A 14,076-nucleotide genomic window follows, 5' to 3' on the forward strand; every position below is an offset into this window, starting at 1 on the left:
GCAGTCAAGATTACAAAAGGCAGCAGCGGCTGGGGAGGGCCACTGGTCATCCAGCCGGACGAGCAGAAAAAATACGTCGTGTCCGTTACAGGCGGGGGCATCCATCCGGTCGCGCAGCGCATTGCGGACTTAACCGGTGCCGAAGCAGTGGACGGCTTTAAAACATCGATTGAAAAAGAAGAAATGGCGTGCGTCCTGATTGACTGCGGCGGCACAGCCCGCTGCGGCGTCTACCCGAAAATGGGCGTTATGACGATCAATTTAACCCCGACCTCGCCATCGGGCCCGCTGATGAAATTCATCAAGGAAGACAACTTTGTCTCGGGCGTCAAGGAGCCGGATATTCAGCCGGCAGACGGAACCGATGCCCCGGTGACCGCCGCGGCCCATCCGAAAAACGCCCAGGAGCTGAAGGCAGAGGCGCGTGAAAAAGTCGCCCAGATGAAGGACAGCAAGGGCGAGCCGCGCAAGCAGAATCTCGTGGAGAAAATCGGCCGTTCGATGGGCGGCGTCATCGGGCTGCTGTACCAGGCGGCCCGCGAAACGATCGAGCAGGTATTGAAAAACATCATCCCGTTTATGGCACTTGTCAGCACACTGATCGGCATTATCCTGTACACCGGCATCGGCGACGTGATCGCCAACTTTGTCTCACCGCTTGCGAGCAATGTGTTCGGGCTTCTATTGTTATCCGTCATTTGTGCCGTCCCGATTCTGTCGCCATTGCTTGGCCCGGGGGCGGTTATTGCCCAGGTCGTTGGCGTCCTCGTCGGCGTGGAAATCGGCAAGGGGAACATTCCGCCGAGCCTGGCCCTTCCTGCCCTGTTTGCGATCAACCCGCAGGTCGGGGCGGACTTTGTGCCAGTCGGCTTGACGCTCGGGGAAGCCAAGCCGGAAACGGTTGAAGTCGGGGTGCCGGCTGTGCTCATGTCCCGCTTGATTACCGGACCACTTGCCGTCGTAATTGCGTATTTTGCCAGCTTCGGCATGTATGAATAATCCAAAAGGGGAACGTGCTTTTCCCCTTTTCATTATAGAATGTGAAGGAGAGACAATTGATGAGTGTGCTTGGAGGAATTGACATGAAGACGATTTACGAATCCACTGTACTAGAGCTTGGTCCGGACGTGGACATGTTTATGGAAGAAAAGATGCTGATTATCTTTAACGAAACAGCGCCAAAGGATTTGCGGGACATTGCCGTTATTCATACAGTTGCACCGCTTGAAGGCGTCATTGCGACCGGTGATGTTCTTTCTTTTGATGACCAGTCTTACCGGGTAACGTTCGTCGGCAGCAAAGTCAATGAGACCGTTCAAGAGCTCGGTCACTGCACAATCGCTTTCAATGGGGAGGATCACGCTGATCTGCCAGGAACCCTTTGTGTAGAAGCAAAAGAGATGCCGGTTATTTCAGCATCGACGAAAATCTTGATTCAGACATCGGGGGAGGCATAAGCTATGCTAGGATTAAATCGTCAGCTCGTTCAGCTGGAAAAACAGGGGAAAGAAATTAAAGTAGGCTTGATCGGCTGCGGGCAAATGGGCCGCGGCATGATTTCACAAATTGAAAATATGAAGGGCATGCGCGTAGCAGCAACTGCTGACCTGCAGACAGATATTATTCAAAACGCGTATATGACGGCAGGCGTGGACCCGCAGCATATTGTCACAACAAATGAAATTGAAGCAGCAGAAAAAGCACTGCACGAAGGGAATGTAGTCGCGACAACTGATGTTTCCATGGTGATTGCACTTCCGGGCATTGATGTGATCGTAGACGCAACAGGGATTCCAAACCTGGGCGCTGAAATTGCCTGGAAAACCATTATGAATAAAAAGCATATCGTCATGCTCAATGTAGAAGCAGACATTACCGTCGGCCCGCTTCTTCACCAGATGGCGGAAGCAAGCAGCGTCGTGTATACAGGATCTGCCGGTGATGAGCCCGGCTGTATCATGGAGCTTCATGACTTCGCGGATGCGCTTGGCTTTGATATCGTTGCACTCGGGAAAGGGAAAAACAACCCGTTGAACTATGAAGCCAATCCGGATTCAGCAGCGGCAGAAGCAAAGGAAAAAGGCTCAAGCCCGAAAATGCTCGCTTCCTTCCAGGACGGCACGAAAACAATGGTGGAAATGAATGCAGTAGCGAATGCCACCGGATTTTTGCCGGATAAGGCAGGTATGCACGGCCCGTCAGGTACAGTAAAAGAGCTGCCGGACATTTTCCGTTTGCAGGAAGATGGAGGCATTTTGCAAAACAAAAAAATTGTTGACTATGTAAACGGGGTAGCACCGGGCGTGTTTGCGATTATTTCTTCTGAAAAAGAGGAAGTAAACCATGAAATGCAGTATTTAAAAATGGGACCGGGTCCGAATTACATTTTATTCCGTCCGTATCACTTAACGAGCCTTGAAACACCACTTTCGGTCGCGCGCGCTTATTTAAATCAATCCGCTACAATCGCTCCGTGGCATGGTATCCAGGCAGAAACAGTCGCAACAGCGAAAAAGGATTTGCAGCCGGGAGACCGACTGGACGGCATCGGCGGATTTACGGTATACGGAACGTTGTACAGCCAGGAAGAATCCGTAGCGGCCAATGCATTCCCGATTGGGCTGGTTGATCCGAATGTAGTCGTGAAGCGCGCAGTGAAAAAAGGCGACATTTTAACATATGACGATATTGAACAAGAAAAAGAATCAACGATTTGGAAGCTGCGGTCGCTTCAGGCGAAAAGCTTCTAAAAGCTGAAAGCAAGGGGTGTCTCTGAATGAGGCATCCCTTAAGCTGTCTTTGAAAATCAGGGTTGTTTACCCGGGGTCCAGATTGGCATATAATAAAGAAGAACGGAAATAGGTGTGAAGGAGTGGGGCTTAATGAAAATCTCCGAAATGGAAGCCGGCCTTTATTGCACGCGCTGTCACGATGAAACGATCCACCGGGTTGTTTACGTAAACAATAAAATTCAAAGCATCGAGTGTGAAAACTGCCATCGTTTGACCGGCATGAAAATCGATGCAAAAAAAGAGCTGTACGAAGAAGTATACGACCGAATTTCAACGAAACCGTCTCGAATGACGCAGGAATACAAGCAGGATTTAAGCAAATTTGTGTCGGGTATGCCGCTGCGAGTGATTAGCAAGCCGTACCGCCTCATGAAATATGTAAATGAAACAAGAAAAGTATTAAAGAAAACAAAACAATCGTAAAAACGGCGCGCTTTTCATCAAGCGGCCGTTTTTTTTCATGGATGAAAGTGATGTATCGCCGGAAAATGATAAATACCGCCGATATGTAGTGGGCTAACGCCGGTATGTAGATATACCGGCGTTAGCGGGCGGTTTATCAGCGATCAGCATCATTTATCGGCGTAGCAACAGTTTATCAGCAATCCTCAGGCTCAGTGGCCGTCCGGTTCAATGTGAATGTGTGTCATTCGAATGCCGTGCTCCTGCAGCAGGGCTTCTTCTACGTATTCGGTAATATCGTGGCTTTCAATAACGTTTAAGTCCGGGTCCACACTCAGGACAACATCGACAAAGGTGATGTTTCCGTGCGAACGGGCTTTCATGCTGGGCACACCGCGGACACCGGGAACTTTTTCGACTGTTTTTTGCATATCTTCCAGTGTGTCGAGGTCAAAGGCATCGGTTAAAGTCAGCGAAGCATCAGCGAAAATATCCCAGGCGGTTTTTAAAATAATCAAGCCGACGATAAAAGCGGTCAGTGTATCAAGCCAGTCAAAGCCAAGCCGCGCACCGATAATGCCGACAAAAGCGCCGATGCTCACTAAAGCATCCGAACGGTTATCATGCGCCGCCGCCAGAATAGACTGGCTATTGATTTTTTTGGCCAAGCGGATGTTGTATACATAAACGCCGTACATGATGACAGCGGCGAAAAGAGCGGTCCAGGCGGTGATCATATCCGGCGTTTCATGGTCTGCCTGAAACATCGAACTGCCGGCGGAGATAAGCACTTGAATCGCGACGGATGCCATAATAAAGGCGGCAAGAAGAGAAGCGACTGTTTCCGCACGAAAATGTCCGTAGCGGTGATTTTCATCAGGGGGCTTACGGGCGATTTTCAGCCCGATCAGAATGGCGATCGAGGCGATGATATCGGTTGTATTATTGAGACCGTCTGCTTTCAGTGCTTCAGAGGCACCGATCCAGCCAACGGTCAATTTCAAGGCGGAGAGGAACAAATAAGCGATAATACTGATCCATGCTCCTCGTTCACCTCTTTTCAAGTCTTCGTATGCTGTTTCCACTTCGATGGTCCTCCAGAAAAGTTAGTGTTTTTACTATACCAGTGCGGATAGAGGTGAGTCTACGGCAACATGATTGCCACTGTCTCAACAAGTTGCGCTTGCGCTAAACTTGGTCTTTGCACAAAAAAACAGCTCCAATCAATGAATGATTGAAGCTGTTTTTTGCGACATATAAACGGTTTGCAGCTGATAAAAAAAGATGAAACTTAAGCCGGGTAAATAAATAGAAGGTTTTTTTTCTGTGTTCTCGTCCATCACAAGTGTGTGCCTCCCTTATTCGTTCGGTCCAGCATTGCAGGTGATTCCATTATGAAAGAACGAATACGGGCTGTCTTCTTTCGTGGAAGAAAACCTTACAGATTTTTAAACCGCTTCCTCGATCGCTTCACTTCTTTTGTCTGCCAGCCGCCAGTACAAGTGGTGGTGTGCCTCGCTTACGGTTACATGAATCCGAAATTCATTGGCATCAAGCCTGACCTTGTGTTCACGAGCCCACGATAAAATGGAACGAAATCCATATTTCACTTCCTCTGTGCTGCCGTGAAATTGGAGCATGGCATAAGAGCCTGGTGGAATCGTCAAACTCGACATGCCAGCGGGTATAATATCGATCTGATTCACTTCCATTGCGATGCAATGCGTGTAAAGCTGGCCGGCCCTCTTTAAGCAGATATCCATTAAATGGCCGTCCGTCTGCTCGGGAATCTGATTGGCTGCTTCTAAAAAACGCTGTGTCCATTCCGGGCGAAGTGCCGCCACTTCCTCCTGCGTACCGCTCATTTCGTATCCTACAACTGTGACGGCACGAACATCTACAATTTTCGGATTCATACGCTCAGCTCCTTTTCCACTTCTTTTCCCGCTTTTGCGTGTTTTCACACCGTTCTCTCAGGGAATAGTAACTATAAAAAGCATGAACAAAAGTTGTACAGGGGGAGGTCCTTGTGAAAACGAATGTTTTTATTTCCGGTGGAGGCATTTCCGGCTTGATGCTGGGTCTTATGCTAGCCAGACAGAACATTGACGTCATTGTTGCTGAAAAAGACGCTAAGCCATCCATTAAATACAAAGGGGAGCTGCTTCAGCCGAAAAGCCTGGATATGATGAACCGGCTTGGGTTATATGAAGATGTTCGTGCGGCGGGCTTTCCGATCCATACAACGTCTATTACAGAATTTGACGGCGAGCGTGTAATAAAGGAAATCAAGTATCACTACGATGTGATCGATCATCCGTTTAACGAAGCACTGATGGTGCCTCATGAAACGTTAAAAAAAATCATCCTGACACACGCCGAACAGCACCCGCATTTTCATTTTTTAAACCCGGCCAAGTTCACTCAATTCCGTGAAGACGGTGATATAAAAAAGCGCGCAGTCGTCGTTCATAAGGAAAAAGGAGAAATGGACATTGAAGCCGACTTTTTCATTGGAGCAGAAGGACGTGTGTCGCCCATTCGAAAAAGCCTCGGCATTGAGCTGAAGGAAACCGAGTACAATCACTATTTTTTAACCGTGACATTTCCGCGTCCGGAGAGTTTAACGGAAGGAGAAATGGTCGTAAGGGGTCATTCCTTTCTTGGCCTTTTTCCGCTGCCGGATTTAAAGGTGCGGACCGTGCTGCTCATCAAAAAAGAGGAATACAAGGAAATGAAGCGCGAAGGCCTGGATTCGTTTTACCGCTGCTACACTCGTTTAAAACCGGAGCTTGACGGGTATGTGCAGGACATCACAACGTGGAAAGACATTCAGCTCATGGTTCCATCCCGTCACAATGCGAACCGCTACACTGGCGGCAATTGCGCTCTGATGGGAGATGCCGTTCATACCGTTCACCCGATGGCAGGGGAAGGCATGAATTTAGCGATTCAGGATGCGTATACACTCGGTGAGCTTTTAACGTGTATGTTTGAAACCGGGAATCTGGACCCGGCGCAGTTAAAGCTGTATGAGCAGGTGCGCAAGCCGCGCGCTGAGTTTTTATCGTCTCTTTCGCATTTGTCAGCGATGGCGTATTCGTACTGGCAGGGGCCGTGGCCGAATGTAAGGTCTCACGTGTTAAAGAGAATTGAACAGATTCCAGCACTTCATTACAAACATATGCTGAATATTTCCGGTCTTGGGATGTGGAAAGATACACTGCTTGACCGTTTTGTACAAATCGGGCTTTTGCCCGGCGGTATTTTGCCGAAAGTGAACGGCACGGAGCATCAGTACGAAGCGCGTGATGATCATCCGTGGACAAATAAGGAGGAAAAGAAATGATTGCAGAATACCGGAAGATGTGGGAAGCCCGCAATTGGATGAAGCGGAATGAGCCGTTTTTGCCGACCTGGCAGGCGTATGTAGGCTACCGCCTTGATTTATTCGAAAAGCTTGCCGGCGGCGCCACCATTGAATCGCTCGTTCAAGAATATGGATATGAGGAAAACCTGCTTCGGTCGTGGGCGGATGCCGGTGTTGTGCTCGGCCACTTGAAAAAAGAAGGAGACCGTTTGATTCCGTCTAAAAAAATGCTGAAATTTTTCTCGCAGAAAAGCGATGATACGGTAGGGGAGCTGTTAAAGGAACTGTTTGAAATGCACATGCCTGCGCTGATGAACTATCCTTCCATGATTGAGTCCAATCAAAAAGGGACCTTTAATGGAGATGACTTCAGCAAAACCGTTGCGGCGACCTCCGCCTTAATTGAAAAGCGTGCATTCGGGCACGTGTTAGCGGAAATGAGTGCGCAAAAACCGCACTGGGTGCTCGATATCGGCTGCGGAACGGGCGGTTACTTAATGAAGCTGGCCAAAAAGATGAATCAGGGGACATTCGTTGGCGTAGACATAAGCAAGGACTGCGTTGAGGAAGCACGTGAAAAAGCAATGGAAAAGCAGCTGGATGACAAGGTGAAGTTTTACTATGCGGACATCAATACGTGGGACGTGCCGAATGGGCTGTTCGATGTCGTGATGATGAACAATCTTCTTCATTATTATTCGCCGGATGCGCGGGGAGACTTGTTTACCCGCGTGGCAGAGCTTGTCAGCAAACGAGGAACCGTTATTGTCATTACGCCACTGTATCTGGAAAAAGGCGGTCAGCGCTTTTCCGCCGCCTTTAATTCGTTTATGGAAGCGCACGATAATTTACACCCGCTTCCGCAAAAAGAAGCACTCGTTCAGGATGCCGCTTCCGCAGGGTTAAAGCTGAAATCAGTAAAAACCGTCGTCCGTGAAGGAAGCTGGTATTGTATGAGTTTTTCGAAAAAATGAGTATAATAGAAGGAAATGAGTGAAGTGAGGCGGTATTAATGGCGATTGGCTACTTAAACGGAAAAATTATCAGCTCCAGCGATCCGGTGCTGCCGATTGATGAGCGCGGACACCAGTTTGGTGACGGCGTGTACGAATACATTCGTGTGTATAACGGACGCCCTTTTATGATGGATGAACATATGAACCGCTTTTTTAAAAGTGCAGAAGCGATCAAGCTGAATCTCAATCATACGCCAGACGAGATCAAAGACATCACCGCTGATTTAATCGGGCGCAGCGGTCTGGATGACTGCGACGTATATATGCAGGCAACCCGCGGCATTGCCCCTCGCAATCATTTGTTTCCGAATGTGCCGGCATCGATCTCCATGACCGTCAAGCCGTTCCGGGCAATGGACGAGACGCTGCGCGAAAACGGGGCAAGCGTGAAGCTTCTACCGGATGAACGCTGGCAAAACTGCTGGATTAAAACATTGAATCTGCTGCCGAATCTGCTCGCCAAGCAGGAAGCCTTTGAAGCGGGCGCGTTTGAGGCGGTTCTTGTCAGAGATGGTGTGGTAACAGAAGGATCAAGCTCGAATATTTTTCTCGTGAAGGAGGGCGTTCTGATCACACCGCCCGCAACCAAACACATTTTACACGGCATCACACGCATTGCTGTGCTTGATATTGCGTCAGAGCTCGGCATCTCTGTCGATGAAAGGGAATTTGCGCCTGAAGTAATTTTGGAAGCGGATGAAGTGTTTCTGACCAGCACCGGCATTGAAATCGTCCCGGTTACATCAGCCGATGAAACAAAAATCGGTACTGGAAAACCTGGCGCGGTGACTGAAAAAATATATGAGGCTTTTATGAAGCGAGTGTAACAAAGCACCTGTCCTGTTAGAGGACGGGTGTTTTTTTTGTGTAGAATTTTCAGAAAATAAACTGGTCAACGTTGAATGAATGTGCAATAATAGTTTTTATATTTAATGATTGCTTTTTAAAATAAAATATTTTGAAGGAGATTTGCAATATGAATGATCAAAAAGTAAAAATTAACGGGGCGCGCTTGCAAAGATCTCTGGAGGCTTTTGCCGATTTTGGGCGCACAGATCGCAATGGTGTGACGCGCCTGGCTTTATCGGAAGAAGACAAGCAGGCGCGGGATTATTTTCGTTCATGCTGTGAGGAAATCGGTTTAAAAGTCAAGGTAGATGATTTGGGCAATATGTACGCAATGCTCGCCGGATCGAGCTCCGAGCCGCCTGTTGTGATGGGCTCACATCTTGACTCGGTCAAAAAAGGCGGGCGCTTTGACGGTGTACTGGGCGTTGCGGCAGGGCTTGAAGTGATGCGGACATTGGTGGAAAACAACGTGACTCCGCGCGTGCCGGTTGTCGTCATGAATGTGACGAATGAAGAAGGCGCCCGGTTTGAGCCGTCCATGATGGCATCCGGCATTCTGTCCGGAAAATTTGATAAAGATACGATGACAGCCAAAAAAGATACAGATGGGCTCACTTTTCTCGAAGCGCTGCAATCAATCGGCTATGAAGGGGATGCCAAAAACAGGCTAACGGAGGCAGAAGCGTTTTTGGAGCTGCACATTGAACAAGGACCGATTTTGGAAAAAGAAGACGTGTCGATTGGCGTAGTGGAATGTGTACTTGGCATGGTGTGTTATGAAATCGAAGTGTCCGGCGAATCGGACCATGCCGGAACCACGCCGATGTCGATGCGGAATGATGCGCTGTTTGCGGCAATGGATGTTATGACAGAAGCACGGGGGAAGCTTGCTGCGCTTGATGCGGATCTTGTGTACACGATTGGGCGGGTGAACGTCTGGCCGAATATTCATACGGTGATTCCGAATAAAGTCGTTTTTTCACTCGAAGCCCGTCATACATCCGCTGACGTGATAGCTGAAGTAGAAAAGATTATTCAGGACATGACCGTGTCACCACAAAAAGCGGCATGCAACGTATCTGTGCAAAAGCTATGGGGGCGTGACACGGTTTGGTTTGACCCTGCTCTTTGCCGAACATTCGAGCAGTTGGCGTCTTCTCTTGGTTATAGCAATAAGCGAATGGTCAGCGGCGCAGGACATGACGCGCAGTTTATGGCTTCCTACATTCCATCCGCGATGATTTTTGTCCCGAGTGTTAACGGAAAAAGCCATGACGAAGACGAATTAACGTCGTGGGAGGACTGCGAAAAAGGCGTGAACGTCCTGCTCGACGCTGTATTAACGATAGTTGGATAAGAGCTTGAGACAAAAGGTTTTGAAAAGAAGAGAAAGCTGAACGATCGCGTGAATATCGTATGCGTTCAGCTTTCTTTTTTTGATCTTTAAGATGATGAGATCTTTAGCAATTATGCTTGCGCCAACACAATAGGGGCGGCTTCTGCAGGACTTCGCGTTCGGAGGGGCGGGCGGTGAGCTAACTTTTGTCGCTGGCGCTCCAAAAGTGGATCTCACCTGCCCCGCTGATCCCTCCCGAGTCTCCGTCCTGCGCCAGCCGCCCTAGTGGGGAGGAAAAGCAGATTGCAAAACTAAAAATGGAAATGGTTCTGAGTGGAAAGAAAGGGATGAGAACTTTCTGATATTCACTATGTATGAAAAGCGGGCTTCCTTCTTGATGCCAAACGTTTTCAAGAATAGCCGTCAGTCATTCCCTTCGTTTCTTTAGAACCAATACGGGCGGAGCCGGCAGCCCGGAGCCCCTGAATGGTTTTTTTCTTGAAAAATAGCCTATTTTTGCTAAGAAAAAATGAAACAATCTCGAAAAAACATCTGGTTTCTCTTGACCAGTTTGTTTTTCAACACTATGAGGCGGGGTCACTTATAGTGATCCAGCCCTTTTTTGAAGATTTCCAAAATGATGTCATGCTGCGTTTTGCTCATGACGTGCTGGCGGATTTCGTTCAGCTCCGCAACGAGTCCTGCATCAAGATGGAGGTTAATGGTTTTTCCTTTATCCGCGGGCTGAATGATGTATCCGTCGTTTTGTTTCTTCGCCTGGCCTTCGACAATAGTGATCAACTCAAGTGGGACGGTTTCTGGTATATGAATCAAATCGCTTTCAAACAAAATGTCCGCCGCTTGATCAGGGAAAGAAATAGCCAGAGGGTGGCTGCTGCTCCGGTTTTCATCTCGAATGAGACGCGCGGCTTCCTGGTTCTCTACGGTGTTTTGAAGTTTAATTTTCGCTTTCAATCTCCAATCCCTCCTTTGATAGCTGTGATTCCATAACTCCTTTTTGAATGTCAAACGTTGATTCAAGCTGAACAGTGTACTGAAATTCGCCTTTTTGGAGCGCTGCCTTCATCACCATCGCACGCTCTCCGCCAAGCCACACTTGATCCAGCACGTCAAAAGCCGGAAGCAAATACCCTTTTTCATGGAGAAATTGGCGAACCTCTTCCTTCGGATATAAAAACCGTTTTTTTCCTTGTTTTGTGCGAAGAGCCGGAAATGCCTGCTTTTCATCCACTACATCACCAAGATAGCCTTCATCCGCCCAGCGTTTAATCGTCGACATGTTTAATTCACGGCCGGTTTGCTGCCGCACCAGCTCAATAATTTGCTTGGAAGACATAAACTGCTCACGCGCTGCTTCCTGCTCCGCGACAAGAGTCAGCTGACTCCGAAGCTGCTCCAGCTCCATTTCGTATTCGGTTATTCTCTGTTCCAATTCATTTTTTTTCACGACTGCCACAGCTCCCGTTGTTAGTCTCTTCATCGTACAACAAATGAATATCGTTTGTCAGAAAATATACCAAAAATGATGTTAAGTTTTTTTGTTTGCTGTATAAATATTTTAAGATGCAATCAATAAATAATCAATAGACATAAAAATTGCGAGGGGGAACGAACCATGCACATGAATCGGATGAAAGACCGTTCTATTTCTTTAACCGACCTGGCGAGCAACTTTCTGGAGATTGAGCCCGATTTAACGGCGAAGGAAGCAATGGATGAAGCGAACCGCTGTTTATACTGTTACGACGCACCTTGTATTACCGCTTGTCCGACGTCCATTAACATCCCATCGTTTATCAAAAAAATCGCATCAGGCAACGTAAAAGGATCTGCGAAAGTGATTATGGATGCGAATCCGGTCGGAGCAAGCTGTGCGCGGGTTTGCCCGACAGAAGAATTGTGTGAAGGTGCCTGTGTACTCAATGACGCCTCACAGCCGATCATGATTGGCAACCTGCAGAGGCACGCGACCAATTGGGCGATACATAATAACGCACAGCTGTTTAAAGCAGGAGCGAAAAACGGCAAGTCCGTGGCCATCATCGGCGGGGGACCAGCCGGTTTGTCGGCAGCACGCGAGCTTGCCCGTCTTGGTTTTGACGTCACCATTTTTGAAGCAAAGGAAAAAGCGGGCGGACTCGACACGCATGGCATCGTTTCGTTCCGGCTGCCGCAGCGCGTATCCATGTGGGAAGTAGAGCAGGTAGAAAGCCTTGGTGTCACGATCCGGCCGAATACAATGGTTGGGCGGGATATTGATCCGGAAGAGATCATGGCCCAATACGATGCGGTTGTGTTAGCCGTCGGGATGGCCAGTGTTCCGCCGATCGGAATAAAAGGAGAAGCGGCGAAGGGCGTGTACGATGCCATTGAATTGGTGGAGTCTACAAAAACCCCGCCGATGGATACCCATTTAATCGGGAAAAAAGTGGTCATCATTGGTGCCGGCAACACCGCAATTGATGCGGCAACATGCTCGGTCCGTCTCGGTGCCGCCGATGTGAAAATGCTGTACCGCCGAACCGAGGCGGAAATGACGGCCTATGAATTTGAATATGAATTCGCTAAGCAGGAAGGCGTGGAATTCCGCTGGCTGACTTCTCCGGTAAGCGTGCTGGCAGATGAAGACGGAGCAGTAAAGGGCGTGGAATGTATCCGAATGGAGCTCGGTGCAGCCGACGAATCAGGACGCCGCCGGCCGGTTCCAATCGAAGGATCGGAATTTGTCATGGAAGCAGACGCCGTTGTCCGTGCCATCGGCCAAACGCGGTATGTGTCATTAATTGAGTCATTCGGCTTAACGCATAGATGGGGAACGGTCAAGGTGGATCTAACAACGTTCCAGACGTCAAATCCGAAAGTGTATGCTGCCGGTGATGTTATTTTTGGCGATGGGCAGGGCGATGCGATGGTGGTAACAGCAGCAGAGCAAGGCAAGCAAACAGCGTATTCCATCTATGAGCAGCTGGTCGGAAGCGGCATGGCGCAAACATCCTAAAGGAGGAGAACAAAGATGGCAGACTTAAGCGTGAATTTTGCAGGAATTAAAGCACCCAATCCATTCTGGCTCGCTTCCGCACCACCGACGAATTCCGGCTATCAAGTACAGCGGGCATTTGAAGCTGGCTGGGGCGGCGCGGTTTGGAAAACGCTCGGTGATCCAATTATTAATACGTCCTCCCGGTTTGCGGCGACCCATTTCAACGGCCAGCGTGTGGCGGGCTTTAACAACATTGAATTAATTACGGACCGCCCGCTTGACGTGAATTTAAAAGAAATTTACGAAACGAAAAAACGGTTTCCGAATCATGCTGTCATTGCATCGCTCATGGTCGAGCCAAAGCAGGACAAGTGGCATGAAATCGTTAAAAAAGCAGAGGCAGCAGGCGTTGACGGACTTGAATTAAACTTTGGCTGTCCGCACGGAATGGCGGAACGGGGCATGGGTGCTGCCTCCGGCCAGGTGCCGGAGCTGGTTGAAAAGCAGACGATGTGGGCTAAGGAGGCCGCAAACACACCCGTTATTGTCAAGCTGACGCCGAACATTACCGACATTACCGCAACCGCATGGGCAGCGGTTCAGGGCGGGGCAGATGCGATCAGTATGATTAACACGATCAACAGCCTTGCCGGCGTAGACCTGGATTCGTGGAATACCGTGCCGAACGTAGCCGGAAAAGGAGCGCATGGCGGCTATTGCGGACCGGCCGTGAAGCCGATAGCGCTGAATATGGTAGCGGAATGTGCACGCAATCCGGAGATTAACGTCCCGATATCAGGCATCGGCGGTATTTCCAATTGGAGGGATGCGGCTGAATTTATTTTAATGGGGGCTGGCAGCGTGCAGGTTTGCACGGCTGCGATGCACCATGGCTTCAGCATTGTGGAGGACATGATTGACGGGCTGAATAACTATTTGGATGAGAAGCAGCTGGCCTCCGTGGAAGAACTGATTGGCCGCACAGTACCTCGTTATTCGGACTGGGGCAATCTCGATTTGAATTATAAAATTGTCGCCAAAATAGATACGAATACGTGCATTAACTGCAACAAATGCCATATTGCCTGCGAGGATACCGCTCATCAGTGCATCGATATGCTGACGTCGCCTGATGGCAACAAATATTTGCAGGTGCGCGAGGAAGACTGTGTCGGCTGTAACCTTTGTTCGATCGTTTGCCCGGTTGACGGTGCGATCGACATGATTGAAATTCCGAATGGACCGCCGATGACATGGAACGAGCGCCAGGCCGCCATTAGACAGCCAATCGCGTAATAAAAAGGAGCGGA

General features: G+C 49.0%; 14 protein-coding genes. 10 read left to right on the plus strand and 4 right to left on the minus strand.

All coding sequences use genetic code 11. From position 1 onward, the window contains the following. From srlE to BW952_RS18605, 4 genes are all read left to right on the plus strand, one after another. Positions 1-999: PTS glucitol/sorbitol transporter subunit IIB (gene srlE, locus BW952_RS18590; RefSeq protein WP_076496378.1), on the plus strand; the 999-nt coding region annotated here is incomplete at its 5' end. 59 nt (positions 1,000-1,058) lie between these two features. After that, positions 1,059-1,457, plus strand: a complete 399-nt coding sequence (locus tag BW952_RS18595; protein WP_231581352.1) for a PTS glucitol/sorbitol transporter subunit IIA — start codon at positions 1,059-1,061, stop codon at positions 1,455-1,457. 3 nt (positions 1,458-1,460) lie between these two features. Continuing rightward, positions 1,461-2,750, plus strand: a complete 1,290-nt coding sequence (locus tag BW952_RS18600; protein ID WP_045850321.1) for an NAD(P)H-dependent oxidoreductase — start codon at positions 1,461-1,463, stop codon at positions 2,748-2,750. A 132-nt stretch (positions 2,751-2,882) separates the two neighbouring features. Further along, positions 2,883-3,215, plus strand: coding sequence for a cytochrome c3 family protein (locus BW952_RS18605; protein WP_045850320.1), 333 nt, complete (start codon positions 2,883-2,885; stop codon positions 3,213-3,215). Between the two features lie 191 nt (positions 3,216-3,406). On the opposite strand, the gene BW952_RS18610 is transcribed toward BW952_RS18605, so the two are convergent. Together BW952_RS18610 and BW952_RS18615 are read right to left on the minus strand one after the other, a co-directional pair. After that, positions 3,407-4,279 carry a cation diffusion facilitator family transporter gene (locus tag BW952_RS18610; RefSeq protein WP_045850319.1) on the minus strand — a complete coding sequence of 291 codons (873 nt, stop codon included), beginning with the start codon at positions 4,277-4,279 and terminating at the stop codon, positions 3,407-3,409. Between the two features lie 363 nt (positions 4,280-4,642). Beyond that, positions 4,643-5,110, minus strand: a complete 468-nt coding sequence (locus tag BW952_RS18615; RefSeq protein WP_045850318.1) for a GyrI-like domain-containing protein — start codon at positions 5,108-5,110, stop codon at positions 4,643-4,645. Between the two features lie 113 nt (positions 5,111-5,223). Here BW952_RS18615 and BW952_RS18620 point away from each other — a divergent pair, with 113 nt between their 5' ends. The 4 genes from BW952_RS18620 to BW952_RS18635 all read left to right on the plus strand — a co-directional run bounded on the left by BW952_RS18620 (position 5,224) and on the right by BW952_RS18635 (position 9,786). Continuing rightward, positions 5,224-6,543: an FAD-dependent oxidoreductase gene (locus BW952_RS18620; protein WP_045850317.1), complete on the plus strand. Its 1,320-nt coding sequence runs from the start codon at positions 5,224-5,226 to the stop codon at positions 6,541-6,543. Then, on the plus strand, positions 6,540-7,538 hold the full coding sequence (locus BW952_RS18625; RefSeq protein WP_045850316.1) for a class I SAM-dependent methyltransferase: 999 nt from the start codon (positions 6,540-6,542) through the stop codon (positions 7,536-7,538). The genes BW952_RS18620 and BW952_RS18625 overlap by 4 nt, the downstream gene beginning before the upstream one ends. Positions 7,539-7,576: 38 nt before the next feature. Then, positions 7,577-8,407 (plus strand): D-amino-acid transaminase, encoded by an 831-nt coding sequence (gene dat / locus BW952_RS18630; RefSeq protein ID WP_045850315.1) that lies wholly within the window; start codon positions 7,577-7,579, stop codon positions 8,405-8,407. Between the two features lie 149 nt (positions 8,408-8,556). Continuing rightward, the gene (locus tag BW952_RS18635) at positions 8,557-9,786 is read left to right on the plus strand and encodes a Zn-dependent hydrolase (protein WP_045850314.1); all 1,230 of its coding nucleotides are present in this window, start codon (positions 8,557-8,559) and stop codon (positions 9,784-9,786) included. Positions 9,787-10,362: 576 nt separating this feature from the next. Here BW952_RS18635 and BW952_RS18640 read toward each other — a convergent pair. Continuing rightward, positions 10,363-10,740 carry a hypothetical protein gene (locus tag BW952_RS18640; RefSeq protein ID WP_045852241.1) on the minus strand — a complete coding sequence of 126 codons (378 nt, stop codon included), beginning with the start codon at positions 10,738-10,740 and terminating at the stop codon, positions 10,363-10,365. Further along, positions 10,724-11,233: a hypothetical protein gene (locus BW952_RS18645; protein WP_052698540.1), complete on the minus strand. Its 510-nt coding sequence runs from the start codon at positions 11,231-11,233 to the stop codon at positions 10,724-10,726. The genes BW952_RS18640 and BW952_RS18645 overlap by 17 nt, the downstream gene beginning before the upstream one ends. Positions 11,234-11,407: 174 nt before the next feature. Here BW952_RS18645 and BW952_RS18650 point away from each other — a divergent pair, with 174 nt between their 5' ends. Together BW952_RS18650 and preA are read left to right on the plus strand one after the other, a co-directional pair. Beyond that, positions 11,408-12,784, plus strand: a complete 1,377-nt coding sequence (locus tag BW952_RS18650) for an NAD(P)-dependent oxidoreductase (RefSeq protein ID WP_045852257.1) — start codon at positions 11,408-11,410, stop codon at positions 12,782-12,784. 15 nt (positions 12,785-12,799) lie between these two features. After that, on the plus strand, positions 12,800-14,062 hold the full coding sequence (gene preA, locus BW952_RS18655) for an NAD-dependent dihydropyrimidine dehydrogenase subunit PreA (RefSeq protein WP_045852242.1): 1,263 nt from the start codon (positions 12,800-12,802) through the stop codon (positions 14,060-14,062). Positions 14,063-14,076 lie beyond the last annotated feature (14 nt).

The organism is Domibacillus enclensis (assembly GCF_900156125.1).
Lineage (GTDB): Bacteria > Bacillota > Bacilli > Bacillales > Domibacillaceae > Domibacillus > Domibacillus enclensis.